This window comes from Streptomyces sp. NPDC041129 (genome assembly GCF_055592265.1).
Genome location: NZ_JBVIYV010000004.1, coordinates 461855 through 488479 on the forward strand (window position 1 = coordinate 461855; position 26625 = coordinate 488479).

At 70.4% G+C, this 26625-nt stretch carries 27 protein-coding genes; 17 read left to right on the top strand and 10 right to left on the bottom strand.

Translation table 11 applies throughout. From position 1 onward, the window contains the following. The first annotated feature begins 18 nt into the window (after positions 1-18). Entirely contained in the window at positions 19-432 is a 414-nt protein-coding gene (locus ACZ6B1_RS17800) for an NUDIX hydrolase (protein WP_468779337.1), read from the top strand. Between the two features lie 43 nt (positions 433-475). Here the strand turns inward: ACZ6B1_RS17800 and ACZ6B1_RS17805 are convergent, their stop codons facing one another. Next, positions 476-649, bottom strand: coding sequence for a hypothetical protein (locus tag ACZ6B1_RS17805; RefSeq protein WP_468779339.1), 174 nt, complete (start codon positions 647-649; stop codon positions 476-478). A gap of 101 nt (positions 650-750) precedes the next feature. Here ACZ6B1_RS17805 and ACZ6B1_RS17810 point away from each other — a divergent pair, with 101 nt between their 5' ends. Further along, positions 751-1644, top strand: a complete 894-nt coding sequence (locus ACZ6B1_RS17810; protein ID WP_468779341.1) for an SCO4651 family lipoprotein — start codon at positions 751-753, stop codon at positions 1642-1644. Between the two features lie 92 nt (positions 1645-1736). Beyond that, the gene (locus tag ACZ6B1_RS17815; protein WP_468779342.1) at positions 1737-1934 is read left to right on the top strand and encodes a hypothetical protein; all 198 of its coding nucleotides are present in this window, start codon (positions 1737-1739) and stop codon (positions 1932-1934) included. A 19-nt stretch (positions 1935-1953) separates the two neighbouring features. On the opposite strand, the gene ACZ6B1_RS17820 is transcribed toward ACZ6B1_RS17815, so the two are convergent. After that, positions 1954-2259, bottom strand: coding sequence for a metal-sensitive transcriptional regulator (locus tag ACZ6B1_RS17820; RefSeq protein WP_031173267.1), 306 nt, complete (start codon positions 2257-2259; stop codon positions 1954-1956). A gap of 206 nt (positions 2260-2465) precedes the next feature. Between ACZ6B1_RS17820 and ACZ6B1_RS17825 the strand changes: the two genes are divergently transcribed. Then, positions 2466-3086, top strand: a complete 621-nt coding sequence (locus tag ACZ6B1_RS17825) for a DUF47 domain-containing protein (protein WP_351666163.1) — start codon at positions 2466-2468, stop codon at positions 3084-3086. A gap of 7 nt (positions 3087-3093) precedes the next feature. Continuing rightward, positions 3094-4092, top strand: a complete 999-nt coding sequence (locus tag ACZ6B1_RS17830; protein ID WP_468779345.1) for an inorganic phosphate transporter — start codon at positions 3094-3096, stop codon at positions 4090-4092. A 107-nt stretch (positions 4093-4199) separates the two neighbouring features. Here ACZ6B1_RS17830 and pstB read toward each other — a convergent pair whose 3' ends face one another. The 4 genes from pstB to pstS form a co-directional block, all read right to left on the bottom strand. Continuing rightward, complete coding sequence (pstB, locus tag ACZ6B1_RS17835; protein WP_390054174.1) at positions 4200-4976, bottom strand: phosphate ABC transporter ATP-binding protein PstB; 777 nt, start codon at positions 4974-4976, stop codon at positions 4200-4202. A gap of 65 nt (positions 4977-5041) precedes the next feature. Next, a complete protein-coding gene (gene pstA / locus ACZ6B1_RS17840) occupies positions 5042-6103 on the bottom strand; it encodes a phosphate ABC transporter permease PstA (protein ID WP_468779347.1) in 1062 nt (353 codons plus the stop codon). Further along, positions 6100-7107, bottom strand: a complete 1008-nt coding sequence (gene pstC / locus ACZ6B1_RS17845) for a phosphate ABC transporter permease subunit PstC (protein ID WP_468779349.1) — start codon at positions 7105-7107, stop codon at positions 6100-6102. The genes pstA and pstC overlap by 4 nt, the downstream gene beginning before the upstream one ends. 136 nt (positions 7108-7243) lie before the next feature. Further along, positions 7244-8371: a phosphate ABC transporter substrate-binding protein PstS gene (pstS, locus tag ACZ6B1_RS17850; protein ID WP_468779350.1), complete on the bottom strand. Its 1128-nt coding sequence runs from the start codon at positions 8369-8371 to the stop codon at positions 7244-7246. 323 nt (positions 8372-8694) lie between these two features. On the opposite strand from pstS, the gene ACZ6B1_RS17855 reads away from it, so the two are divergent. After that, entirely contained in the window at positions 8695-10254 is a 1560-nt protein-coding gene (locus ACZ6B1_RS17855) for an FAD-binding oxidoreductase (RefSeq protein ID WP_468779352.1), read from the top strand. A gap of 128 nt (positions 10255-10382) precedes the next feature. On the opposite strand, the gene ACZ6B1_RS17860 is transcribed toward ACZ6B1_RS17855, so the two are convergent. The 3 genes from ACZ6B1_RS17860 to ACZ6B1_RS17870 form a co-directional block, all read right to left on the bottom strand. Continuing rightward, positions 10383-11084, bottom strand: coding sequence for a phosphatase PAP2 family protein (locus tag ACZ6B1_RS17860; protein WP_468779353.1), 702 nt, complete (start codon positions 11082-11084; stop codon positions 10383-10385). A gap of 222 nt (positions 11085-11306) precedes the next feature. Then, positions 11307-12308 carry a C40 family peptidase gene (locus ACZ6B1_RS17865; protein WP_468779355.1) on the bottom strand — a complete coding sequence of 334 codons (1002 nt, stop codon included), beginning with the start codon at positions 12306-12308 and terminating at the stop codon, positions 11307-11309. A 113-nt stretch (positions 12309-12421) separates the two neighbouring features. Beyond that, positions 12422-13201, bottom strand: a complete 780-nt coding sequence (locus ACZ6B1_RS17870) for a trypsin-like serine peptidase (protein ID WP_468779357.1) — start codon at positions 13199-13201, stop codon at positions 12422-12424. A gap of 243 nt (positions 13202-13444) precedes the next feature. On the opposite strand from ACZ6B1_RS17870, the gene ACZ6B1_RS17875 reads away from it, so the two are divergent. The 10 genes from ACZ6B1_RS17875 (at position 13445) to ACZ6B1_RS17920 (ending at position 25322) form a co-directional block, all read left to right on the top strand. Next, the gene (locus ACZ6B1_RS17875; protein ID WP_468779359.1) at positions 13445-13873 is read left to right on the top strand and encodes a cupredoxin domain-containing protein; all 429 of its coding nucleotides are present in this window, start codon (positions 13445-13447) and stop codon (positions 13871-13873) included. Positions 13874-14160: 287 nt separating this feature from the next. Continuing rightward, a complete protein-coding gene (locus tag ACZ6B1_RS17880) occupies positions 14161-14469 on the top strand; it encodes a hypothetical protein (RefSeq protein WP_014673544.1) in 309 nt (102 codons plus the stop codon). A gap of 168 nt (positions 14470-14637) precedes the next feature. Then, positions 14638-15456 carry a DUF8175 domain-containg protein gene (locus ACZ6B1_RS17885; RefSeq protein WP_468779361.1) on the top strand — a complete coding sequence of 273 codons (819 nt, stop codon included), beginning with the start codon at positions 14638-14640 and terminating at the stop codon, positions 15454-15456. Beyond that, on the top strand, positions 15446-16768 hold the full coding sequence (locus ACZ6B1_RS17890; protein WP_468779363.1) for a hypothetical protein: 1323 nt from the start codon (positions 15446-15448) through the stop codon (positions 16766-16768). The genes ACZ6B1_RS17885 and ACZ6B1_RS17890 overlap by 11 nt, the downstream gene beginning before the upstream one ends. A gap of 14 nt (positions 16769-16782) precedes the next feature. Next, on the top strand, positions 16783-18321 hold the full coding sequence (locus ACZ6B1_RS17895; protein WP_468779410.1) for an SCO6880 family protein: 1539 nt from the start codon (positions 16783-16785) through the stop codon (positions 18319-18321). A 14-nt stretch (positions 18322-18335) separates the two neighbouring features. Next, positions 18336-19748 (top strand): ATP-binding protein, encoded by a 1413-nt coding sequence (locus tag ACZ6B1_RS17900; RefSeq protein ID WP_468779365.1) that lies wholly within the window; start codon positions 18336-18338, stop codon positions 19746-19748. 12 nt (positions 19749-19760) lie between these two features. Beyond that, positions 19761-21269: a type IV secretory system conjugative DNA transfer family protein gene (locus tag ACZ6B1_RS17905; protein ID WP_468779366.1), complete on the top strand. Its 1509-nt coding sequence runs from the start codon at positions 19761-19763 to the stop codon at positions 21267-21269. A 377-nt stretch (positions 21270-21646) separates the two neighbouring features. After that, positions 21647-22084, top strand: a complete 438-nt coding sequence (locus tag ACZ6B1_RS17910) for a hypothetical protein (RefSeq protein WP_468779367.1) — start codon at positions 21647-21649, stop codon at positions 22082-22084. Continuing rightward, positions 22081-24174, top strand: a complete 2094-nt coding sequence (locus tag ACZ6B1_RS17915) for a bifunctional polysaccharide deacetylase/glycosyltransferase family 2 protein (protein ID WP_468779369.1) — start codon at positions 22081-22083, stop codon at positions 24172-24174. Before ACZ6B1_RS17910 ends, ACZ6B1_RS17915 begins: the two co-directional genes overlap by 4 nt. Further along, positions 24171-25322: an LCP family protein gene (locus ACZ6B1_RS17920; protein WP_468779370.1), complete on the top strand. Its 1152-nt coding sequence runs from the start codon at positions 24171-24173 to the stop codon at positions 25320-25322. Before ACZ6B1_RS17915 ends, ACZ6B1_RS17920 begins: the two co-directional genes overlap by 4 nt. 15 nt (positions 25323-25337) lie before the next feature. On the opposite strand, the gene ACZ6B1_RS17925 is transcribed toward ACZ6B1_RS17920, so the two are convergent. Further along, the gene (locus tag ACZ6B1_RS17925) at positions 25338-25898 is read right to left on the bottom strand and encodes a GNAT family N-acetyltransferase (RefSeq protein WP_468779371.1); all 561 of its coding nucleotides are present in this window, start codon (positions 25896-25898) and stop codon (positions 25338-25340) included. An 82-nt stretch (positions 25899-25980) separates the two neighbouring features. On the opposite strand from ACZ6B1_RS17925, the gene ACZ6B1_RS17930 reads away from it, so the two are divergent. After that, positions 25981-26529 carry a cysteine hydrolase family protein gene (locus tag ACZ6B1_RS17930; protein WP_468779373.1) on the top strand — a complete coding sequence of 183 codons (549 nt, stop codon included), beginning with the start codon at positions 25981-25983 and terminating at the stop codon, positions 26527-26529. Positions 26530-26625: the final 96 nt, after the last annotated feature.

A 26625-nucleotide genomic window follows, 5' to 3' on the forward strand; every position in this document is an offset into this window, starting at 1 on the left:
CCCCCGCGAGGAGGCGGTGTGAACGACACCACGGTCGAGGCGGCGGGCTGCGTCCTGTGGCGCCGCTCGCCGGCGGCCGGCGGTCTGGAGCTCTGCCTGGTCCACCGGCCCAAGTACGACGACTGGTCCCATCCGAAGGGCAAGCTGAAGCGGGGCGAGGACGCGCTCGCGGGCGCCCTGCGCGAGGTCGCGGAGGAGACCGGGTACGCGGCCGAGCCCGGATCCGAGCTGCCGACCCTGAGCTATCTGGCCAACGGCCGCCCCAAACGGGTGCGTTACTGGGCGGCCGAGGCCACCGCGGGAGTCTTCGCCCCGAGCGACGAGGTGGACCGGATCCTGTGGCTCTCGCCCGCCGAGGCCCGCCACCGGCTGACCCAGCCCCGCGACCGCGACCTCGTCGACGCCCTCACCCGCCGCTTCGAACACCGCTGAAGGGCCGCCCGGTGAGGCCGGGAGAGGTCCGGGAGGGCCGCTTTCACTCCAGCTCCGCGTGCGCCTGCGCGTCCGCTCTGGCGAGGCTGCGCGCCCGGCGGGCCGGGCCGCGCCAGCCGCAGCTGCAGCGGGCCACGCAGAAGCGGCCCTGCTCGGTCGTAGTCGTGAGGTGTTCCTGCCCCTGCCGGGCTCGCTCCGGCCCGTCCTGCTGCACCACGGTGACAACGGTACGGCAGCGCGTGACGGTGCTCCCTACCGGTCGTTAACCCGGGCAGACAGGGGGCCCGTGACGGACCTACCGGCTGGGGGTTTCACGCGATGGAACGGCGGCAGTACAGGCGCGCGGGAAGGACCGCCCTCGCGGTGGGAGTCATGCTGGGGCTAGGGGCGGCCGCCACCGGGTGCACCGGTGGCCGGGCCGCCGCCGAGGGTGCGCACGGCGCCGGCGGCGACCCGGTGGCCGTGCTGCGGCGGGCCCCCGACACCCTGCGCGAAGCGGGCAGCTCCAAGGCCACCACGGCCATGGAGATGGCGACCGGCGGCACCCGGGTCACCATCCGCGGACGCGGCGGCTACGACTTCCGGCACCGGCTCGGGGAGCTGACCGTGGTGCTCCCGGAGGACCCGGCGGGCACCCCCGAGCACCGGCCCATCACCGAGCTCCTCGCGCCCGGTGCCCTGTTCATGAAGAACCGGGGCGCCGGCGTTCCCGCCGACAAGTGGGTACGGGTGGAGACCGCGGGCCTGTCCGACGGCAACCTCGTCACCGGCGGCGCCACCGATCCGTACGCGGCGGCGGAGGTGCTTCGCGGGACACGCACGGCGACGTACGTGGGACGGACCGAGGTGGGCGGGACCCCGGTGCGGCACTTCCGGGGCACGGCGGACCTGTCCCGCGCCTCGGCGAGCGCCTCGGTGGACAACCGGGCGTCCCTGGCCGCCGCGGCGAAGGGGTTCGCCACGGCGGAGGTGCCGTTCGACGCCTACCTGGACGACCAGGGCCGCATCCGCAAGCTGCGCCAGCGCTTCAGCTTCGTCAACGGCCGCGAGAAGACGCCGGTCGCGGTCGCCTCGACCACGCTGCTGTTCGGGTTCGGCACCCCCGTCGACGTGCGTCTGCCGAGTCCGGGGGACATCTACGCGGGCCGCATCGCCGAGAGCGGGGCCGGCGGCAGCGCCGGCGCCGGGGGCGAGATCCAGTCAGGGCACTAGTCAGTGACGCCCCTGTCGAACTAGCCCGTCCGTGCCATGCGCGGTGTGTGGAGGGCTGCCTACTCTAGGAAGTCGGTGACGGCAGAGACGAGGTGACGCACGTGGCTCCGCTCGGCGGTACGGCAGTTCAGGACCACGTGGCCCTCGCCGAGATCGAACTGTGCGGAGAGCTGATCATCGCCGCCTCGGCCGCCGAGGACCGGCTGAGCCTGGAGAGTATCGACGAGGTGCTGCGGGTGACCGAGGAGCGGAAATCCGCCGATCGCCCCCGGAGCCCGGACCGGCTCTGAGACCGGCGGCGGGTCCGGCTCAGGTGCGCAGCAGCCGGCCGATCGCCTTCGTGGCCTCGTCCACCTTGGCCTCGATCTCATCTCCGCCCTTGAGGGCCGCGTCCGCCACGCAGTGCCGCAGGTGCTCCTCCAGCAGTTGCAGGGCGAAGGACTGCAGGGCCTTGGTGGAGGCGGACACCTGGGTGAGTATGTCGATGCAGTACGTGTCCTCGTCGACCATGCGCTGCAGGCCGCGGATCTGGCCCTCGATGCGGCGCAGCCGTTTGAGGTGCTCGTCCTTCTGCTTGTGGTAGCCGTGCGTGGCGCCGGCCTCGGTCGTCGTCATCACGGGCCTCCATGTCGGGACGAGCTGCGGATACATACCCCTACTGGGTATATGGTAACGAATTTCGCGGGGTAGAGGGCCCTTGGTACGCCCCCGTGCTGATCGATCCGAACGATGGGCGACACTGGGAGACGGCCCGATAGCCGTGGCCGGATGTTGCGCCTAGCATCAGCCTGACCGAAACCGAAGCACCTAGAGGACCCCAAGTGCGCTTTCGTCTGACCCCCAGGGAGACGAGCTTCTACGACATGTTCGCCGCGTCCGCGGACAACATCGTCACCGGCTCGAAGCTCCTGATGGAACTGCTCGGGGCGGACGCTTCCGCCCGGGCCGAGATCGCAGAGCGTATGCGGGCCGCGGAACACGCAGGTGACGACGCCACGCACGCGATCTTCCACCAGCTGAACTCCTCCTTCATCACGCCCTTCGACCGTGAGGACATCTACACCCTCGCCGGGTCCCTGGACGACATCATGGACTTCATGGAGGAGGCCGTCGACCTGGTCGTCCTCTACAACGTCGAGGAACTGCCGAAGGGCGTCGAGCAGCAGATCGAGGTGCTGGCCAGGGCCGCCGAGCTGACCGCGGAGGCGATGCCGAACCTCCGCACGATGGACAACCTCACCGAGTACTGGATCGAGGTCAACCGGCTCGAGAACCAGGCCGACCAGATCCACCGCAAGCTGCTGGCACACCTCTTCAACGGCAAGTACGACGCCATCGAGGTGCTGAAGCTGAAGCAGATCGTGGACGTGCTCGAAGAGGCGGCGGACGCGTTCGAGCACGTGGCGAACACGGTGGAGACCATCGCCGTCAAGGAGTCCTGAGGCGTCGATGGACACCTTCGCCCTGATCGTGACCGTCGCGGTCGCGCTCTTCTTCACGTACACGAACGGCTTCCACGACTCCGCGAACGCGATCGCGACCTCGGTGTCGACGCGGGCGCTGACCCCGCGGGCGGCGCTCGCCATGGCCGCGGTGATGAACCTCGCCGGTGCCTTCCTGGGCTCCGGGGTCGCCAAGACCGTCAGCGAGGGCCTGATCGAGACACCGCAGGGCTCGAAGGGGATGGCCATCCTCTTCGCGGCCCTGGTCGGCGCCATCGTCTGGAACCTGCTGACCTGGTACTTCGGCCTGCCCTCGTCGTCCTCGCACGCCCTCTTCGGCGGCATGGTGGGCGCGGCGCTCGCCGGCGGTACCGAGGTGCTCTGGAACGGCGTCCTGGACAAGGTCGTCATTCCGATGTTCCTGTCGCCGGTCGTCGGCCTGATCGTCGGCTACCTGGTGATGACGGCCATCCTGTGGCTGTTCCGCCGGTCCAACCCGCACAAGGCCAAGCGGGGCTTCCGTATCGCGCAGACGGTGTCGGCGGCCGCGATGGCACTCGGCCACGGCCTGCAGGACGCCCAGAAGACCATGGGTGTCGTGGTGCTGGCCCTGGTCATCTCCGGCCACGAGACCTTCGGCGACCCGATCCCGGTCTGGGTCAAGATCGTCTGCGCCGTGATGCTGTCGCTGGGCACGTACGCCGGTGGCTGGCGGATCATGCGCACGCTGGGCCGCAAGATCATTGAGCTCGACCCGCCGCAGGGGTTCGCGGCCGAGGCGACGGGCGCGTCGATCATGTTCACCACGGCGTTCATCTTCAAGGCGCCGATCTCCACCACCCATGTCATCACCTCGGCGATCATGGGTGTGGGCGCGACGAAGCGGGTGAACGCGGTGCGCTGGGGCGTGGCCAAGAACATCGTCCTGGGCTGGTTCATCACGATGCCGGCGGCGGCCCTGGTCGCCGCGGCGGCCTTCGGGATCGTGAACCTGACCGTCCTCTAGCGGCGCCCGGCAGGAAAACGGATGGGCCCGCCCCCGGGATTTACGGGGGCGGGCCCTTCTGCGTCCTCGCGGTGGCACCGCCATGCAGCACCGCGAGGGGATCTGGGTTACCCGAAGCGCCCGGAGATGTAGTCCTCCGTGGCCTGCACCGACGGGTTGGAGAAGATGCGCTCGGTGTCGTCGATCTCGATCAGCCGACCCGGCTGGCCGACCGCAGCCAGGTTGAAGAACGCCGTACGGTCCGACACCCGGGCCGCCTGCTGCATGTTGTGCGTCACGATGACGATCGTGAAGCGCTCCTTCAGCTCACCGATCAGGTCCTCGATGGCGAGCGTGGAGATCGGGTCCAGGGCCGAGCACGGCTCGTCCATCAGCAGCACCTTCGGCTCCACGGCGATCGCCCGGGCGATGCACAGCCGCTGCTGCTGACCGCCGGACAGGCCGGAGCCGGGCTTGTTCAGCCGGTCCTTGACCTCGTTCCAGAGGTTCGCGCCCTTCAGCGACTTCTCCACGACGTCGCTGAGCTCGGACTTCTTGTAGCTGCCGTTCAGCCGCAGCCCCGCCGCCACGTTGTCGAAGATCGACATCGTCGGGAAGGGATTCGGCCGCTGGAACACCATGCCGACCTCGCGCCGCACCGACACCGGGTCGATCCCGGCGCCGTAAAGATCTTCGTCGTCCAGCAGCACCTTGCCCTCGACACGGCCGCCGGAGGTCACCTCGTGCATCCGGTTCAGCGTGCGCAGGAACGTCGACTTGCCGCAGCCGGACGGCCCGATGAACGCCGTCACCGAGCGCGGCTCGACCGTCATCGAGATGTCCTCGATCGCCTTGTGGGAGCCGTAGTAAGCGGTGAGTCCGCTCACGTCGATTCGCTTGGCCATAACTACTTCACTTCCAGTAAGTCGCTGAGGGGGTCGCCATGCGGCGGTAGCCGCCAATCGATGCCTTAGCGACCGGTCTTCGGGGCCTTCCAGCGGGCGATGCCCCGGGCCACCATGTTGAGGATCATCACGAAGGCGATCAGCGTGAGCGAGGCCGCCCACGCGCGGTCGTACGCCGCGTTGGCGCCGGCGCTCTGCGAGTACTGCTGGTAGATGTACAGCGGCAGCGACGCCTGCGCGCCCTCGAAGGGGTTGTTGTTGATGAACGGGTTGCCGAACACCAGCAGCAGCACCGGCGCGGTCTCGCCCGCGATACGGGCGACGGCGAGCATGACGCCGGTGGTGATGCCGCCGATCGAGGTCGGCAGGACCACCTTGAGGATGGTGCGCCACTTCGGCACGCCCAGCGCCAGCGACGCCTCGCGCAGCTCGTTCGGTACGAGCTTGAGCATCTCCTCGGTGGAGCGGACCACGACGGGCATCATCAGGATGGCCAGCGCGAGCGAGCCGGCGAAGCCGAAGGGCTGCATCTCGAAGATCAGCATCAGGCTGAGGATGAACAGGCCCGCGACGATCGACGGAATGCCGGTCATCACGTCGACGAAGAAGGTGACGGCCTTGGCGAGGCGGCCGCGCCCGTACTCGACCAGGTAGATCGCGGTGAGGATGCCGATCGGCGCGCCGATCAGGGTGGCGAGGCCGACCTGCTCCAGGCTGCCGATGATGGCGGCGTAGATGCCGCCGCCCGGCTCGGAGTCGGCGACGACCCCCATGGAGTGGGTCAGGAAGTAGACGTCGAGGACCTTCACACCGCGCGCCACGGTCACCCAGATCAGGGAGACCAGCGGGACGAGGGCGAGCAGGAAGGCGACCCAGACGAGCGAGGTCGCGACGCGGTCCTTGGCCTGGCGGCGGCCCTCGACGCGGGCGGCGATGCCGAACGTGCCGAGGATGAACAGGATCGCGGCGATCAGGCCCCACTGGGCCTTGCTGTCCAGGCCGGCGCCGAGGCCGATGCCCACCGCGACCAAGAGGGACCCGGCCGCGATGGCCCAGAGGGACCACTTCGGCAGGCTCGCGCCGCGCAGCGAACCGGCGCGCTTGTCGGCGAGGCTGGCGGTGCTCATGCGTTGGCCCCCGAGTACTCCTTGCGGCGGGCGATGATCGCGCGGGCCGCACCGTTGACCAGCAGGGTGATGACGAACAGGACCAGACCGGAGGCGATCAGCGCGTCACGGCCGTCCTGGGTCGCCTCGCTGAACTTGCTGGCGATGTTCTGGGCGAAGGTGCCGCCGCCCGGGTCGAGCAGGCTGGCCTGGATGTCGAAGGTCGGGGAGAGCACGGTGGCGACGGCCATCGTCTCGCCGAGGGCGCGGCCGAGGCCGAGCATCGAGGCGGAGATCACGCCGGAGCGGCCGAAGGGCAGCACCGCCATGCGGATGACCTCCCAGCGCGTGGCGCCGAGGGCCAACGCGGCCTCCTCGTGCATCTGCGGGACCTGCCGGAAGACCTCACGGCTCACGTTGGTGATGATCGGCAGGATCATGATCGCGAGCAGCAGGCCGACGGTGAGCATCGAGCGCGGGGCACCGCCCTGCCAGTCGAAGACGCCGGTCCAGCCCAGGTACTCGTCCAGCCAGCCGTAGAGGCCGGTCATGTGCGGCACGAGGACCAGCGCGCCCCACAGGCCGTACACGATGGACGGCACCGCGGCGAGCAGGTCGATCACGTAGGCGACCGGGCCGGCCAGCCTGCGCGGCGCGTAGTGCGTGATGAACAGCGCGATGGCGACCGAGATCGGGACCGCGATGACCATGGCGACGACCGAGGAGACGACCGTGCCGAAGGCCAGCACCGCGATGCCGAAGACCGGCGGGGTGAGGTTGGTGTTCCACTCGAAGGTGGTCAGGAAGTTGCCGTGGTCCTTGCTGATCGCGAGCGAGGCGCGGTAGGTGAGGAAGACCGCGATCGCGGCCATGATCACCAGCAGCAGGATGCCCGAGCCACGGGACAGGCCGAGGAAGACGCGGTCACCGGGGCGGGTCGCGCCACGGGCGCTGCGCGCCTGCTCGGTCAGGGTCGGCTCTGGACCGGGGGGAAGTGCGTCGGTTGTGTGCGTCGATATGTCCATCGGGTTCTCCGGTCTGCGGAGCCGCTTGGGTGGGCGGCTCGGTGGAGCCGTACGCCCGTCGGGGGGCGGTGCGGCTCCGGGCGGCGGTGCACCGGACGGTGCGGCCCGGCCCCGCGGGGGCCGGGCCGCACTCAGGTCAGTTCAGGCCCTCGATGGTGGTGCGGACCTTGGCGATGATCTCGTCGGGGACGGGCGCGTAGTCGATGCCCGAGAGGATCTTCTGGCCGTCCTCGCTGGCGATGTAGCGCAGGAAGGCCTTGGTGGCGGGCAGGCTGTCCGCCTTGTTGCCCTTGTCGCAGACGATCTCGTACGTGACCAGGGTGATCGGGTACGCGCCCTCCGCCTTGGTCTTGTAGTCGAGCTGCAGCGACAGGTCCTTGCCGGTACCGACGACCTTGGCGGCCGCGATGTCGGCGGTGGCGCTCTCGGTGCTGGGCGCGACCGGCTTGCTGGCACCCGTGTCGATGGAGACGGCCTTGATGCCGTCCGAGACGTAGGACAGCTCGAAGTAGCCGATGGCGCCGGAGGTCTGCTTCACCTGCTGGGCCACGCCCGCGGACTGCGGAGCGGACTGGCCGCCCTTGGCCTGCCAGGCCTTGCCGCCGGAGTACTTCCAGTTGCCCGGGGTGGTGGCGATCAGGTACTTGGTGAAGTTGTCCGTGGTGCCGGACTCGTCCGAGCGGTGGAACGGCTGGATCTTGAGGTCGGGAAGCTTCGCCGACGGGTTCAGCTTCTTGATCGCCGGGTCGTTCCAGTTGGTGATCTTGCTGTCGAAGATCTTGGCGAGGGTCGGCGCGTCCAGGACCAGGTTGTCCACACCCGGGACGTTGAAGCCGACGGCGATCGGGCCGCCGACCATCGGGAGGTCGATGCCCTGGCCGCCGGAGCAGACCTTCTTGGAGGCGGTGACCTCTTCCGGCTTCAGCGCGGAGTCGGAGCCGGCGAAGGCGACCTGACCCTGCGTGAACGCGGTGACACCGGCGCCCGAGCCGCCGCCCTTGTAGTTGATCTGCACGCCGCAGGCCTGCGAGAAGTTCTTCACCCAGGCGTCGATCGCGTTCTTCTGCGCGGAGGAGCCGTCGGCGAGGAGCTGCCCCTTGGCGTCGTCGCACTTGATGGAGCTGGCGCTGGTGGACGACGAGGAACCGTCCGTCGTCTTCTTGCCCGTGTCGTCGGAGCCGCACGCCGTCAGGGCCAGGGCGCCGGAGACGGCGACAGCACCGAGCGAGAGGGCGCGCAGCCGGTTCTTGCGCTGAAGCTTCACTTTCGGGAGTTCCTTCCAGGAGCCGCCGCAGTCGGCGGCGTGCGAAGACATCGAAGGTGCGTGAGCGCGTTCATGGCCGCCCCGAGCACCGCGTAAGGCCGAAATTAGGCAGAACAGGTGAAGCCGCCGATGGCCGGAAGTGAACGAGGGGTGAACCCCTGCCGTCGGCCCGGTGAGGTCACGGAATGCTCACGGGGAGAGCACGTGGAGGTTCCGGCGTCCCTCTCGCACGGACACGCCTTCGATGTTCTTCCCCGTGCGCCGGGAACCCGTGTGCGCATGGCGTCGTCTCGTTCCAGGAGAGCCGAGGAAAGGCGACGGACATGGAACGGCGTACGTTCATCACGGGCGGCACGGCCGCGCTGGCCACCACCGCGCTGGCGGGCTGCACTTCTGGCACGGACTCCTCCGCGCGGTCCTCGGCACGGTCCTTCTCATCGTCCGGTACGGCGCTGAAGACCACCAGCCAGGCCGCCGCCGCGAACTGGGCGGCCCTCGCCCGCGACCTGGACGGCACCCTGGTGCGCCCCGGGGACGCGAGCTGGCGGACGGCCCACCAGCTCTACAACACCCGCTTCGACGGCCTGAAGCCGGCAGCGGTGGCCTACGTCTCCCACACCGCCGACATCCGTACGGCGCTGGCGTACGCCAAGGCCCACGGCATACGCGTGTCGATACGCAACGGCGGCCACTCCTACGCGGGCTACTCCTCCGGCGACAACCGCCTCGTCCTCGACGTCTCCCGGCTGAACCGGATCCGGGTGAGCGGCGGCCAGGCGGTGGTCGGCGCCGGCTCCAAACTGATCGACGTCTACCGGGGGCTTGCCGCGAAGGGCGTGACCATACCCGCCGGCTCCTGCCCCACCGTCGGCGTCTCCGGCCTGGTCCTCGGCGGCGGTCACGGTGTCGCCTCCCGCGCCTACGGCCTGACCTGCGACAGCCTCACCCAGGCGACGCTCGTCACCGCCGACGGCACCCAGGTGACGGCCGACGCGCACAACCACTCCGACCTGTTCTGGGCGCTGCGCGGAGCGGGCAACGGGAACTTCGGCGTCGTCACCGAACTGCACTTCAGGACGCATCCGGCGCCGCAGGCGGTGACGGCGTACATGACGTGGCCCTGGTCCAGGGCGGCCGCGGTCGTCAAGGCCTGGCAGGAATGGGGCCCGTCCCAGCCGGACGAGATCTGGTCCTCCCTGCACCTGGCCTGCTCACCGGGCCGGACCCCCACCGTCTCGGTGGCCTGTTTCTCCCTCGGCACCTACGGCGAGCTGCAGAACGCCGTGGACCGCCTGGCCCACAAGGCCGGCGCGAACGCCACCTCCGTCTCGCTGCGCCGCCGGGGCTACGAGGAGGCCATGGAGATCTACGCCGGCTGCTCCTCCTTCTCCTCCGACGCCCAGTGCCACCTGCCCGGCTCCACCCCGGGCCGTTCCTCCCAGGGCAGGCTGGGCCGGGAGACCTACGCGGCCCGCTCCGACTTCTTCGACCGCTCGCTGTCCGCCGCGGGCGTCCAGGCCCTGCTCAAGCAGATCGGCTCCGTCCGCGGCGGCGCGGGCAGCATCGCGTTCACCGCACTCGGCGGCGCGGTGAACCGGGTCTCCCCCACGGCGACGGCCTTCGTCCACCGCCGCTCCCGGATGCTGGCGCAGTACATCGCCTCCTGGGGAGCGGGTGCCTCCGGCGGTACGGCGCAGTCGTGGCTGACGTCGGCTCACCGGGCCATGGCCCCCTACGCCTCCGGCGCGGCCTACCAGAACTACACGGACCCCACCCTGAGGAACTGGCGCAAGGCCTACTACGGAGACGCGGCGACGCGACTGAGCACCGTGAAGAGGCAGTACGACCCGGAGCGGTTCTTCTCCTACGCGCAGGGGCTGTAGCCCATCGCCCCGGCTGGGGATCACCACCGACTGCGGGGCGCCCGTGGCTGGACGCGTGGTTCTCCGCGCCCCTTTCCAGACACCCGTGCCTGCGCGGTTGCGGGCGCCCCGGCCGGCATCAGGGCCGGTTACGCCGCGAGATCCCGTTCCTCGGACTCGACCGGCGTACGGGCACCGGAGAACAGGGCGTCACCCCGGCTCCCGGTGGAGCGGCTCCGTACGAGCCACCCCGCCCGGGGCGAGCGCTCGACCGCCTTCACCAGCGGCGTCAGCAGCGCCATGGCCGGCGGCGACAGCAGCAGCGCGACGGCCGTGCCCAGTGCGAACCCGCCGACGACGTCCGTCGGGTAGTGCACGCCCATGTAGACCCGGCAGAAGCCCTCCAGCAGCGCAACTCCTATGCCCGCCAGGCCGAATCGGCGGTTGGCCACGAACAGCCCGACCCCCAGCGCCATCGTGATCGTCGCGTGGTCGCTGACGAAGGAGAAGTCCGTCTTCCCGGAGACGAGGACGTCCAGCCCCCGATGGTCCACGAAGGGCCGCGGCCGCTCGACGAACCCTCGTATCGGCACGTTCACCAGGACCGCGACGCAGGCCGCCAGCGGGGCCCACACCAGTGCCGCGACGGAGGAGGCCGCCTCCTCGCCGCCCCGCCGCCGCACGGACCACCAGCACCACAGCACGAGCAGCACCATGGCCACCAGCAGGCCGTACTCACCCACGAACTCCATGCCCCGGTCGAACCAGTGCGGCGCGTCCTTGGCCAGGCCATTGATGTCGTACAGCAGGTCGACGTCGGGGTTCGATCCGGATTCGGCGAGTACAGCCATGGTGCTGTGGCCCCTTCGTCGTAGTCCCGGACGCACCTCGTGTGCGTCGCTCCGGCTCCCCGTGGTTCGTAGATCCGCATCCGCTGCACTGACGTCCGCTCGGCTACGTCAACAGGAACGCACGGCTCCCATCAATACGTTCCACTCTCCACCGAATGATCACGCAGACGTTATCGAAGAGAGACTCATCTCCGCAGCTCAGGGGGCAGGTTCACGCTTGGTTCACACGTTCGTGGGGAGTGCTTTTGCGCCATCTTCGGTCACCCGGGTGGCACCGAAGTAGTCGGGGGTGTCGACCGGGTCGAACCGGATCACGGCACCCGTCCTCGGCGCGTCGATCATGTACCCGCCGCCGACGTAGATACCCACGTGCCGGATGGTCCGCGAGTCGGTGAGGTCGTCGGAGAAGAAGACCAGATCGCCCGGCATCAGCTCGTCCCGAGAGGGGTGCGGACCGGCGTTGTACTGGTCGTTGGCGACCCGGGGCAGGGTGATGCCGACCTTCTCGTACGCGGCCTTGGTCAGACCCGAGCAGTCGAAGCGTCCTCCCTGGTCGGCGGTGCCGTTGCCGCCCCAGAGATAGGGCGTGCCGAGCTTGCTCTGGGCGAAGGCGATGGCGCCCGCGGCCTGCCGGCTCGGGTCGAGCCGGGTGACCGGCGCGGCGAAGCTCTTCTCCAGACTGCGGATCCGCTTCACGTAGTTCTGCGTCTCGCTGATGGCCGGCACCCCGCCCGACCTTATGACGCGGTAGGCGCCCGCGTTGTAGGCGGCGAGCATGTTGTCGGAGACGTTCCCGGGAACGTCCTTGACGTACTTGGCGAGTTCGCAGTCGTACGACGCGGCCGACGGAATCGCGTCATTCGGGTCCCAGATGTCGCGCGTGCCGTCGCCGTTGCCGTCGATGCCGTGGGTCGCCCAGGTGCTCGGGATGAACTGGGCGATGCCGCGCGCGTCCGCCGGGCTGACGACGGTCGGGTTCCAGCCGCTCTCCTGGTAGAGCTGGGCGGCGAGCAGCGCCGGGCTCAGCGCGGGGCACAGATTGCCCCACTGCTGCACGAGCTGCTTGTAGGCGGCCGGTACGGCGCCCTTGGCGAGCCCGCGGCTGCCCGTGGCGACGTTGTTGACGAGGTTTCCGGCGACCACGTACACCCCGACGACGAGCAGCATGACGAAGCCCATCCCGAGCCCGACCGCCGCACCACCGAGCACCCATACCTTTCGCACGGTCCAACTCTCCCCCATGTCGGACCGGTTCCAGTCCCCACAGGCGCGAAGTGGCGCCATTTCACAGGGGAACGGCGAGAACGACGGGGGGGGGCAGGGCGACTGACGTGCCCTCAGGACGCGGCCGTGGCCTCCCGGTACAGCTCCGCGGCCTGCCCGCGCAGCACCACGCTGTACGAGACGTCGGCCGTGTTCCCGCCCTTCTTGTACCCCCCGAGCACCCCGACGACCTGTCCGGCGCCGTCGGTCCACGGGCTGCCGCTGGTGCCGCCCGGGAAGTCGGGGCAGTCGATGCGCTGCTGGGTGCGGCTGTACCGGTCCGGCCTGTTGGTACAGCTGACGGGCGCCTCGCGGGAGTCGGGGTAGCCGGTCAGGGTCACGGCGGTGGCACCGGTGGCCACCCCGGCCCGGAACCGGTCGGCCCCGACCACGTCCTCGACCTCCCTGCCGTCCAGCGCGTCCAGGCGTGCCAGGGCGACGTCGCTGTCCTCGCCCTGTCCCTTCGCCCACCCGTCCGGAACGAACCGCTTCCCCACCCTCCACACCCCGTACGGCGCCTTCCCGTCCCGGTATCCCGGCACGAACACCAGATCGCCGCCGGCGCCGTCCACGCAGTGGGCCGCGGTGACGATCAGATCGCGCTGCGGGCTGTGCACGACCGAGGCGGTGCAGAAGTGCCCGCCGGCCAGTCCGCCGGTCCGGTCGGCCCCGAACAGCGCGCCCACCCGCACGGTCCGCGCCGTCTCGGCGGCCACGGCCGTGACCCCGAGCGACCCCGGTCCCTCGTCGGCGGCCGCGGCGGAGGCGGAGGTCAGCGCGAGCAGCACCACGGCACCGAGGAGCACGGGCCGCGAGGTGAACCGGACACGGACGGTGCGAGAGATGCGCTTCATCAGGCCCTCACTCTCCGCCACGAGCTGAGAAAGCCGTCCCGACCACACCGATACTCTTCCCGCGAGACTCCCGGAGTCACGCCATCGCATCCACCGTACTGTCCCCCCGCCACTCCCGCCTCCCGAGTCGTCACGCCGGGTCACCACCGCCGAAGCCCAGGGGGTGGCCGGCCCCGGCAAACCCTGGTGCGCACTCGCCCGTATACAGCCAGACGGCCTTTCACCCGGAAGGGGATGAGCCGCATGACACTCCCGGCACACAGGACCCTCACGCCACTCGGCGCCGCGGCGGCGGCATGCGCGACCGCGCTCGTTCTCGCCGCCTGTTCCGGCGGGGGCGGCGGCCGGACGAGCGGCACGACGGCGAGCCACCCCGCGACCGGGGCGAACCCCGGGACCCGGGTGACGGTCACCGAGACCGAGTACGCGCTGAAGCTGTCCCGGTCGTCCTTCGCACCGGGCACCTACACCTTCGTCTCCGACAACCACGGCAGGATCACGCACGCCCTGTCGATCGACGGCCCCGGCGTGGAGGACGCCAGGACCGGAAATCTCCGGAGCGGCCAGGAGGGGACGCTGACGGTGCACCTCAGGAAGGGCACGTACGACCTGTACTGCCCGGTCGACGGCCACAAGCAGCTCGGGATGGACCGGCACATCGAGGTCGGCTGACCCGGCGTGAGAACATCGTGTCGACGCGTCACCCGACCAGCCGTCAGAAACCGTGCGGAGTCGTAGAAGGGGTCAACGACGGAACCACACGACAGGTTCCGCTCCGGCGTCGTTGCCCGGCGTGACCTGCCGTGATACACAGAGTGACCATACGGGTCATTCGTACGAAACCCGCCGGCCAATGACGTCAAGTCGACATACGACCGCGGCGTTGTCGGCGAGAATGGACCTGACCTCTGCACACCGCAGGGGGCTTGCGGAACTACCCACCAGGGGCGGTGACTTACATGCTCTTTGCGGCCGACAAGGGAGACATCAACACCATCATCGGCGGGATCGCTCCGGACTGGGGCCCCTTCGGCAGCCTGGGCAACGAGGCCAAGGTGATGATCGAGGTGGTCATGGCCGTGGCCATTCTGCTCTGCCTCGGCATCGCGGTCTGGGGAGCGGCCAAACAGCGGATCGGCGCGACAGCCCTGCGGGACACCTTCAGCGCGGAACAGGGCAAGGGCCTCATCATCGCGGGCCTCACCGGGGTGTTCATCATCGGCTCTCTCGGCACCCTGTTCACGATCGTGTACGGCATGGCGGTCTGACGCCCCCTCGACCGCCGGGCCGGCCCGGTCGTCCCCTCCACCCCACCCACCCGTCGTGCCCACCGGCTGAGGTTGCGTTTCCCTGATGTCGAGTCACCACACCGCGCCCGCGCGGGAACCAGCACGGCTACCGTCGTATGTCCACGACGTGGAGGGGGCCTACCCGGCATGAGTCCCGGAGACGAGCAGGGTTACACCGAGGCGGGCCAGACCCGGACCCGCCTGCCCGGCGGCGACCCCTACGGCGGCGCGCCCCGCAGAACGGGCCGCTCCTCCTCCCGTGGCCTGGTCACGGTCGTCGGCGTGGTGGTCCTCCTCATCGCGGCGATCGCCTTCGCGAACCGGGGAGACGGCTCCTCCACGGACGGCGCCGCCGACAAGGCGGACCGGCCGAAGGCCGCGTCCACAGCGGCGAGCGGCACGAAGCCGGTCGACACCAGGTCCGCCGACATCCCCGCGGGCTTCGCCCACACGGAGCAGGGGGCCCAGAGCGCTGCCGCGAACTATGCGGTGGCGCTGGTTTCCGCCGACATTCTCAAGCCGGCTTTGCGGGGCGCGATCGTCAAACAGGTGTTTGTCTCGGAAAAGCAGGCACCCCTGACGGACAAGTTCAACAAGGCTTACGACAAGCAGTTCCTGAGCAACGTCGGCCTGGACCAGAACGGAAACTCCCCTGCGGGACACACGTATGTCTCGCGCACAGCCCCCATCGGGACCAAGCTCACGGACTACTCGGACTCAGTCGCCACGACCGAAGTCTGGTGCACCGGCGTGTTCGGCACCGCCGGTGACAACTCGACCAACCCCGTCACCAGTGACTGGTTCACCATGAAGCTCCAGCTGCGCTGGGAGAACGGTGACTGGAAGGTCGACAGCTTTTCCCAGGCCGACGGCCCCGCGCCCGTCCCCGGTGACAGCAAGGCATCCAGCGCCGACCAGATGGCCAAGGCCGTCGAGGAGTACGGAGGCTTCACCTATGCCCGGTAGTCCGCGCCTCGTACTCAAGGTCACCACCGCTGTCGCCGCCGTGCAGAGCGCTGTCCTGCTGCTTGCCACCCGAGCTGTCGCTGCACCGACGCCCAAGCCGTCGTCCAACAACTGCGACCTGATCGTCGGTCCCGCCAAGCGACTGTGCGAACAGGACAGCGGCGGCTCGAAAAAGGGCCTCACCACCCCCGACAACCCCCTCACATCCACCCTCGACCCCCTCTCCTCCCTCGGCAAGGGCTGTGCGGACGCCGCGTCGTGGACCATCGGCAAGCTCAGTGACGCCGTGAAGGAGACCGCGAACGTCGACTTCACGAACACCAAGTTCCTCCAGCAGTACGCCGTGGTCTTCGCGGCCTCCACGATCCTCACGCTCCTGCTCTGGCTGCTGGCCGTCGCCAAGCGGGCGGTCCGCGGTGTGCCGCTGACCACCGCCATCTCGGAGGCCGTCGGCTTCCTGTGGCTGACCGTGCTCGCCTCCGCCTTCACCCCGCTGATCCTGTACACCGTCGTCTCCGCGGCCGACGGCGTCACCGACGTGCTCGCCAAGGCGACCGGCGACCAGACCGACACGTTCTTCGGCACCTTCTCCGGCGCCCTCGACAAGGGCGACGACATCGGCGGCGGACCGATCATGCTGATCGTCGTCTCCCTGGTCAGCATCCTCGCCGCCGGCATCCTCTGGCTCGAGCTGGTCATCCGCGCCGCCCTGCTCTACGTCGGCGCCCTGCTCGGCACCGTCGTCTACGCCGGCCTGGTCGACAAGAACCTGTGGGGCCACGTACGGCGCTGGGCCGGGATCATGATCGCCGTCATCCTGGTCAAGCCCGTCATCGTCATCGTGCTCGGCCTGGCCGGCGCGCTGGCCGGCGACAACGGCCCCGACGCCTTCTCCGCCGTCGTCTCCGGCCTCGCCATCATCCTGCTCGCCATCTTCGCCAGCGCGATGATCTACCGCTTCGTCCCCGGCTTCGGCGACGAGATCGCCGGCTCCCGCAGCAACCGCATCATGCAGGGCGCCGAGGGCAAGGCCGCCGCGGTGATCAGCTCCCCCGCCACCCTCGTCGCCCAGGGCATCAAGACACACAGCACCCGCGCCGACAACAACGGCTCCGGCGGCGGCTCCACCGGCGCCCGCCCCGCCAACCCCGCCTCCGGCGGCGTCGCCGCGCACAGCGGCCGCACCCCACAGGGCGGCGGAGCTGTCCCCTCCGCCGCGCCCGCACCGCGCGCACCCAGCCCGGTGAACACCCCGCACGCCGGGAACACACGCAACAGCAGCAGCAACCGCTCAGGAGGTGACGGGCGTTGACGACCGAGTCCCACATGTCCCATCCGGTCACGCCCCGCCGTACGTATCTGATCGGCCGCGCCCGGCCGAACGCGATCATCGGCCGGAACCGCGAGTCCGGCGAGATCGCGCTGATCGTCGCCGGCGCGTTCCTCGGCATGATGTGCGGCCTGCTCGTCCCCGTCCTGTCCCTGCGGATCGTGCTGCTGACGGGCTTCCCGCTGCTCGCGCTCGCCGCGGTCTACGTGCCGTACAAGCGCCGCACGTTCTACAAGTGGTTCGAGATCAACCGCTCGTACAAGCGCACCGTCAAGCGCGGCACCACCTACCGCTCCGGTGTGGTCGAGGCCGGCACCCGGCTGGACGGGCGGGAGGTCGAGGTCGGGCCGCCGCCCGGCATCGGGCGGATCACCTGGCTCGCCGCCCCGTTCGGGCCCGACGAGATCGCCGTACTCCTGCACGCCGACCGCAAGACCGTCACCGCCGCCATCGAGATCGAGGGCCCCGGCGTCGGCCTGCGCGACTCCGAGGACCAGGAGGCCCTCGTCGACCGCTTCGGCACGCTGCTCAAGCACGTCGCCAACGGCGACGGCTTCGTCACCCGGCTGCAGATGCTCGCCCGCACCCTGCCCGCCGACCCCGACGCCCACGCCAAGGACGTCACGCTGCGCGGCGACGACAAGGCCCCCGACTGGCTGTCCCGGTCCTACGACCAGCTCCAGTCCATGGTGTCCACCAGCAGCGAGCAGCACCGCGCCTACCTCGTCGCCTGCATGCACTACGGCCGCGAACTGGCCGCCGAGGCACACGCCATGGGCCGGGCCGTCCGCGCGCACGGCGGCAAGGTCGACCGGGACGCCGGACTCGCCGTCGTCATGGCCCGCGAGCTGACCGACATCTGCTCCCGGCTGCAGGAGGCCGACATCCGCGTCCGCCAGCCCCTCGGGCAGGGCAGACTCGCCTCCCTCATCCACTCCATGTACGACCCGGACCACCCCATCGACCACATCCAGGCGATGACCCAGCGCAACGCCTGGCCGGCCGAACTCGACGCCATGGAGCCCACCTACCTCCAGGCCAAGACCCGTGAGTCCGCCACCCGCGCCCCCTGGTGCCACGCCACCGCCTGGGTGAAGGAGTGGCCGATGACCCCCGTCGGCGTCAACTTCCTCGCGCCCCTGCTCGTCCACACCCCGGACGTCATCCGAACGGTCGCCGTGACGATGGATCTCGAGCCCACCGAGGTAGCCATCGAACGCATGCTGACCGAGAAGACCAACGACGAGGCCGAGGCATCCCGCGCGGCCAAGATGAACCGCACCGTCGACCCGCGCGACATCGCCGCCCACAACCGCCTGGACCAGCGAGGCGAAGACCTCGCCAGCGGCGCGGCCGGCGTCAACCTGGTCGGCTACATCACCGTCTCCGCCCGGTCCCCGGAGGCCCTCAACCGCGACAAGCGGACCATAAGGGCCTCCGCCGGAAAGTCGTACCTGAAGCTGGAGTGGTGCGACCGCGAGCACCACCGGGCCTTCGTGAACACACTTCCCTTCGCCACCGGCATTCGACGGTAGGGGCTGATGCGCTGATGCGGGACCCGCTGTCCGTCCTCACGGAAGCCTTCACGTCCTTCCTGTTCGGCAAGGTCGAGACGACCCGGCTGCCGGTGCGCACCTCCACGGGCCAGGCCCAGGCGGTCTATCTGCCCACCGCCGCCCCCGGCCTCGGCGACTCGGGCGTCATCATCGGCCGCGAGGTGTACTCCGGCAAGGGCTACATCTACGACCCCTTCCAGCTCTACGGCCAGCAGCTGCCGGCCCCCCACTGGCTGGTGCTCGGCGAGTCCGGCAACGGCAAGTCGGCCCTGGAGAAGACGTACGTCCTCAGGCAGCTCCGCTTCAAGGACCGCCAGGTCGTCGTCCTGGACGCCCAGGGCGAGGACGGCGTCGGCGAATGGAACCTGATCGCGGAGGAGCTGGGGATAACCCCCATCCGTCTGGACCCGACCGCGGCCCTGAACCACGGCATCCGGCTGAACCCCCTGGACCCCTCGATCACCACCACGGGCCAGCTCGCGCTGCTGCGGACGATCATCGAGGTCGCGATGGGGCACGGCCTGGACGAGCGTTCCGGCTTCGCCCTCAAGGTCGCGCACTCCTACGTCAACGAGTCCATCCTCGACCGCCAGCCGGTCCTCACCGACATCGTGGAGCAACTGCGGCACCCGGAACCGGAGTCCGCGGAGGCGATGAACGTCGCCACAGACGACGTACGGGCGTGGGGCCTGGACGTCGCCCTGGTCCTGGACCGGCTGGTCGACGGTGACCTGCGGGGCATGTTCGACGGCCCGACCACGGTCGGCATCGACCTGGACGCCCCGCTGATCGTCTTCGACCTGTCCCACATCGACCGCAACTCCATCGCCATGCCGATCCTGATGGCGATCGTCGGTGTGTGGCTGGAGCACACCTGGATCCGCCCCGACCGCAGGAAACGCATCTTCCTCGTGGAAGAGGCCTGGCACATCATCAACAGCCCGTTCGTGGCGCAGCTCTTCCAGCGCCTGCTGAAGTTCGGGCGCCGGCTCGGCCTGTCCTTCGTGGCGGTCGTCCACCACCTGTCCGACGTGGTGGACGGTGCGGCGGCGAAGGAGGCCGCGGCGATCCTGAAGATGGCGTCGACCAGGACCATCTACGCCCAGAAGGCCGACGAGGCGAGAGCGACGGGCCGGGTCCTCGGCCTGCCGCGCTGGGCGGTCGAGATCATCCCCTCCCTCACCCCGGGCATCGCCGTATGGGACGTCAACGGCAACGTCCAGGTGGTCAAGCACCTCGTCACGGAGACCGAACGCCCGCTGGTCTTCACCGACCGCGCGATGACCGAGTCCTCCAGCGACCGGGCGGCCGACGACGCCCTGCGCGCCGCCGAACTGGAGGCCGAGCAGCGGGCGGCGGCCTTCGTGGAGCAGCACCTGGGCGACTCGGAATCGACGGTGGCGTAGGGGGAGGCAGGAGTGAGACCGGACGATCGCCGTGACACCCGCCGGGAGGGCCAGGGCGGAATCCCCGACGGGCTGCTGATCGGCGTACTCGCCTTCCTCCTCGGCATGACCGTGCTGGTGTGGACGGCCACCGGTCTGGGGGCCCTGTTCGCCCACGGCGCCTGGCCGGACGGTGTGACGTTCGCCCGCACGGCCCTCGCCATGCGCCACCTCATCGGCAGACCGCACGACCTGCCCGGCGCCTGGCCGGACACCCCCACCGCCCAGCTCTCGGGCTGGGGCCTGTTCTGGGGCCTGTTCATCGGCCAGCTCATGATCCTGCTCGTCCTCACCCTGTTCGTGATGGGCACGGTGGCGAGATGGCGGGCGGAGAAGGCACGGCGCGCCTCCGAGCGGGGAACGGCGCCTGCCGCCGCCGCTCCTGCGCCGACCGCCGTTTCTGCCGTTCCTGCCGTCACCGCCGTCGTTCCCGTGCCCGAGGCGGCGCCGGAGCAGCGGCACGAGGTCCCGGTGCCGCGCACCGAGCCGGCTCCACAGCCTGTGGAACACCTCGTGGGCGGCGGTGCCCCGACGGGCGGCGGCGAGGCGCCCGGCGGCGAGGGCGGAGTCCGCTACGGCGCTCCCTCGACCCGGCACACCGCCGCGGTCCAGGCCGTCCAGGACGCCCCGGGCCCGACCCTGGTGGTCACCTCGAACCCCGCCGTCTGGGCGGAGACCAAGGACGCCAGGGCCAAACTGGGCCCCGCCCACCTCTACGACCCCACCCACCTCTGCGACACCCCGGCCCGCCTCCACTGGTCCCCCACCAGCGGCTGCGAGGACAAGGAAACGGCGCTGAACAGGGCCACGGGCCTCCTCGGCCCCGTCCGGCCCACCGCCAGGCTCGACCAGGCCGTGGCCGACACCGCCACCACGCTGCTGCGCAGCTATCTGCACGCCGCCGCCCTGGAGTCCCGCACCGTCCGCCATGTCCACCGCTGGGCCCAGGGCACCCAGGTCCAGGACGCCGTACGCACCCTCCGTACCCACACCAAGGCCGCCCCCGGCGCCGCGGGCGAGCTCGAGGCCGCCCTCACCGCGCATCCCGAACGCCGGGACATGGCACAGGAGTTGATCAGCAGGGCGCTGACCGCGCTCTCCACCGTCAACATCCGCGAAGCCTGCACCCCAAACCGAACCGATGCCCTCGCCCTGGATTCCTTCGTCCACGAAGGGGGCACGCTTTATGTGGTCGGTGAATCCATCGAGGACCCCAGGACCCACCCGGGTGCGATGCCCCTCCTGACGGCCCTCGTCTCGAGCGTGGTCGAGCACGGCCGGCGCATGGCCGAACGGTCATCCTCCGGTCGGCTCGACCCACCACTGACTCTGGTCCTGGACGACATCGCGGCCGTGGCCCCCCTCCCCCAGCTCCCCCATCTGCTCGCCACCGGAGCCGACCAGGGCATGCCCACCCTCGCCCTGCTCCGCTCCCGCGAACAGGCCAGGGCCCGCTGGCCGCACCAGGAACTGCCGGCCTGACCGCCGTCTCAGGACAGGCGCCGGGGCACCACCCCCGGCGGCCGCGGAACATGCCGCCCGATCAGGGGGGGTGCCCCGGAAAGTTTCTGCCGAGTAGGGTCGGAAGCCGTGTGATCTGCCGGTCGTCGCGCCATCAAGTATCCCGGCTCCCCCACGAGTTGGGTGCGGGTGCGCGTACCGGCACCTCACGCGGCGCACCACAGCGGGCCCCCGGGTCCGTCCCCCCACCACAACAGCCGCGTCCGCGCGGCGACAGATCAGGAGCAACCCGTGCAGGGCACCCCCCACATAGCCGGCACACCCAGCGACGGGCGCTGCGCGCCCCCGGCGCCTGCCCACGACGGACGCCCGGACGTCCGCAGCGGCAAGGCACGCTCATGAGGCGGCCGACGTACTCCACGGCGCCGACGATCAAAGTCCGGACGACTCCCGGCTGGCAGTACCACCACGGACCCGGCACCCACCCCGCACAGCGGCCCGAGGCGCAGCCGCCCGAGGCCCGCCGGCGCCCCGTCTTCATCGACCATTCCGGGCGGCGCCGCAGGCTGCTGCAACTGGTGTCCCTGAGCGCGGGACTGGCCTGCTCCGGCTACCTGCTGTTCGTCGGAGCGCTGGTCGGCGGGCTCATGGAACCGATGGGCTCGGCGCCGCCCCGTACCCATGGCCCCGCACCCGCCGGCCACGACACCCCGGGACCCACCGGCAGCCCCGACCGCGCGCACCACCCGTCCCACGCGCCGGACCCCGGCCACCACGACATCGCACAGAGACGTGCGCCTCGGCTCCGGGCGGAGGGCGGAGGCACCCCACGGTGAGCCCGCACGCCGACGTACGACGTCCACCACGCGGACACTGGCTGCTGCTCCTGCTCTCCCTGACGGCGGTCGCCGTCACCCTCGTCTGCGACGGCTGGACCACCCACCAGGTCGACTCCGCACGAGCCAAACAGCCCTGCACGCGGCCCATACCGCGCGCGGCCGACGACGGGAAACCGGTGCTCCGCTTCGGCCCGTCCGGCGTCGAGACCTCCGGCATGCCGCCGGGCACCGCCGCCCTCACCTTCGAGGGCGGCCCCGACCCGGTTTGGACGCCACGCCTGCTCGACCTGCTGCGCCGGTACCACGTACGGGCGACGTTCTTCGTCCACGGCAACGACGCCGTCCGCCACCCCGCCCTCCTGCGGCGGATCGTCCGGGAGGGCCATGAGGTCGGCTCGTACACCTACACCGGCGGCGACCTCGGCACCGCCTCGCCGTTCCGCGCCCGCGCCGAACTGGCCCTCACCCAGACCGCGCTCGCCGGCGCCGCCGGAATCCGCACCAGCCTGCTGCGGCTGCCGCACACGACGGCCGCGGACACGCTCTGCGGCCCCGAGTGGCAGGCGGCGCGGCGCGCGGAGGCCCAGGGCTACCTCGTGGTCGCCTCGGACCACCCGGCCCGCAAGCCATGGCAAGGGGTGATCACCCGGTACAGCCACACCGACCTCGGCTACCACGAGGCGCGGGCGCTGCTGCGGGACCACCGGGTCTCCAGGTTCACCACCGTCAGCGGCGGACTCGGGCGCCCCTCCTTCGTGACCCGGGTCCCCGCGGCCCAGCGCGTCAGGGGCGAGGGGCTGATCTGGTCGGTGCGGATCGGGCACGTCTTCACCACCGTGATGGCGTGGACCCTCGCTGTCGCCGGCTCGCTCGGTGTCCTGAGACTGCTGCTGCTCAGCGTCTTCGCCCGCGTCCACAAGCGCCGGGTGCACACCTTCCGCTCCGGCACCCCCCGCCTGCGCCCGGTCACCGCCCCGGTGACGGTCCTGGTGCCCGCGTACAACGAGGAGGCGGGCATCGCCTCCACCGTGTACTCGCTGCTCGCCTCCACCCATCCCCGGCTGGAGATCATCGTGATCGACGACGGCTCGACGGACTCCACCGCGCGCATCGTCGAGGCCGTCGCCGACCCGCGGGTACGGGTGATCCGCCAGCCGAACAGCGGCAAGCCGCAGGCGCTCAACACCGGCCTGGCCCACGCCCGCCACGACATCGTCGTGATGGTGGACGCCGACACCATCTTCGAACCGGAGTCGCTGTCCCGGCTGGTCCAGCCGCTCGCCCACCCCTCGGTAGGAGCGGTCAGCGGAAACACCAAGGTCGGCAACCGGCGTCACCTGCTCGGCAAGTTCCAGCACCTGGAGTACGTCAACGGCTTCAACCTCGACCGGCGGACCTTCGACGTCCTCGAGTGCATGGCGACCGTCCCCGGCGCGATCGGCGCCTTCCGCAGGGACGCGCTGATGGGCATCGGCGGGGTCAGCGACGAGACCCTCGCCGAGGACACCGACCTCACGATGGCGCTCTGGCGCGCCGGCTGGCGCGTCGTCTACGAGGAGTCGGCGGTCGCCTGGACCGAAGTGCCCGGCACTCTGAGCCAGTTGTGGCGGCAACGCTACCGCTGGTGCTACGGCACCCTGCAGTCGATGTGGAAGCACCGCCACTCGCTCACGGAGATCGGCCCCGCCGGCCGCTTCAGCCGCCGCGCGCTGTCGTACCTCATGGTGTTCCAGATCCTCGCGCCGCTGTGCGCGCCGGTGATGGACCTCTACGCGCTGTACGGCGTCCTCTTCCGCGGGCTCGTCCAGTCCGTCGCGATCTGGCTCGGCTTCCTCGCCGTCCAGATGGTCACCGCCGCTTACGCGCTGCGGCTGGACCGGGAAAGGCTGCGCACCCTGTGGGTGCTGCCGCTCCAGCTCTTCGTCTACCGGCAGCTGATGTACCTGGTGGTCATCCAGTCCGTGATCACGGCGCTCCTCGGCACCCGCCTGAAGTGGCACAGCATGCACCGCTCCGGAACCGCGGACCCGCTCCTGCAGGAACCGGCAGCGGGACGGCCCCAGCGGGAGGGGGTGGCATCGGCATGACCGTGAACACCGGGAAGGACGCCGGGACGGAGCAGGGGGGTCCGAGCGTGACGACACCGCAGGCCCGGCGGGCCGGACACGGCACCGACACGCTCGCCCGGTTCTCCGGGCGGCCCAGCTCCCGCTACGCCCCACGGCGTGCCCACGCACGTCAGGCGAAGAGGAAACGGCGGAAACTGTGGCGCTGTCTGCTGGCCCTGGTCGTCACCGTCGTCACCGCGGCCGGCGGCACCTACGGATGGGCGGAGGCCGAGCTGAACCGTGACGTGGACCTGAACGCCTACGGGCACCGCCCGCCGCCGGGCAAGGGCACCAACTACCTCGTCGTGGGCTCCGACAACCGTGACGGGCTGTCGTCGGAGGAGGTGGAGCACCTGCACGCCGGCGGTGGCGGCGGCCGCCGGACGGACTCGATGATGATCCTGCACACCGGCGCGCACGGCGCGACCATGGTGAGCCTGCCCCGCGACTCCTGGGTCGCGCTGCCCGGCCGTTTGGACCCCTCGACCGGGAAGACCCTGCGCACGGCCCGCGACAAGCTGAACGCCGCCTTCTCCTACGGCGGTCCCGAGCTCCTCGTGAACACCGTCGAGTGCAACACGGGCCTGCGTATCGACCACTACGCGGAGATCGGCTTCGGCGGGTTCGTGCACATCGTCGACGCCATCGGAGGCGTCCCGATGTGCCTGGCCCGCGACGTCAAGGACGAGAAGTCGGGTGCCGACCTCCACAAGGGCTGCCAGACGCTCTCCGGCAGGCAGTCGCTGGCCTTCGTGCGCGAGCGCCACCAGGAGGCCAGGGGCGACCTGGACCGCACGCAGAACCAGCAGAGATTCCTCTCGGCGCTCGCCCACCGGGCGGCGCACCGCGACACCCTGCTGGACCCCGCCGCCGTGTACCCGGCGGCCCAGGCGGGACTGGACAGCCTCGTCGTCGACGACGGCATGCACCTGCCCGAACTGGCGCGGCTGTTCCGGGCGATGCGGGACGTGTCCGGCGGCCGGGTCAGGCACATGAACGTCCCGGTCGCCGGTATCGGTGTTCCCACCTCCAAGGGGAACGTGGTGACCTGGGACAGGAAGAAGTCGCGCCAGCTCTTCACCGAGCTGCGCGGCGACCGCCCGGTCACCGGGCCGGGTCCCAGGTAGGCCGCGGCGGGCTGGTCACCGCTCCAGCACGAACTCCAGCTCGTTCTCGGCCTCGTCCTTCGAGAACGACACGACCAGCCCGCTCGGCCCGAACCCCGCCTTGCGATAGGCGCCCTGGGCCCGCGCGTTGTCCGCGTGCACGAACAGCCGCACCCGCTCGGCACTCTGCTGCCAGGCCCAGGAGACACCGGCGTCGAACAGCATCTTGATCAGCCCGTTGCCCCGGTGCTCCGGCCGGACGAACACCCCGACCACATGGCCCTGCCGCCGCTCGACCGGATACCCGGCCCAGTCCGTCGTCCCGGCCTGTTCGAGCAGCACGGTGACGGTGCCGGCCCAGCTTCCGTCGGGCGCCTCGGCGATGAACTGCCGCGCCGTGCCGGACCCTTCACCGGAGCCGACCGCCCGTTCCTGGTAGAAGGAGTCCGGCCGGGCCAGGGCGTCCTCGTAGGTCTCGAGGAAGGCGATGTGGGCGACCGGGTCCCGCAGCGCGTCCAGACGCAGCTGCTTCACGGCCGCCCACTCCTCGGGACGTATGGCGCGGACGACGTAGTCATCGCTGGTGGGGGTACTCATGCAGCCACGGTAGCCTCGCCCGTCACCGCCCTCACCCGATATACGGGCGCCCGCTGTCGGTGCCGGGCTCTACGGTGTCCCCATGACCACGCTTCCCGAACGACCCAACACCGCGTTGCTCGTCATCGACGTCCAGAACGGCGTGGTGGCGGACGCCCACGACCGCGACGGCGTCATCGCCAACATCGACACCCTGATCGGCAGGGCCCGCGCGGCGGACGTGCCGGTCATCTGGGTGCAGCACTCCGACGAGGAGCTGACGGAGGGCAGCGAGAGCTGGGCCTACGTCCCCGAGTTGACCCGCCGGGACACCGAGCCCCTGGTCCCCAAGAGCTACGCGGACTCCTTCGAGGACACCCGTCTGGAGGAAGTGCTGGCGGAGCGGAAGGTGGGCCGGCTGCTCGTCACGGGCGCCCAGACGGACGCATGCATCCGCTCCACCCTGCACGGCGCGATCGTCCGTGGCTACGACGCGACGCTGGTCGCCGACGCCCACACCACGGAGGACCTCACCAAGTACGGCGCTCCCGCCCCGGAGCAGGTGATCGCCCACACCAACCTCTACTGGAAATGGCACAGGGCACCCGGCCGCCAGGGCGGCACGGTCCAGACAGCCGAAGTGACCTTCTAGGGCCCTGAACGCAGAAAACCCCCGCATCTTTCGATGCGGGGGTTTTCCCAAAGATTGTTCGGCGGCGTCCTACTCTCCCACAGGGTCCCCCCTGCA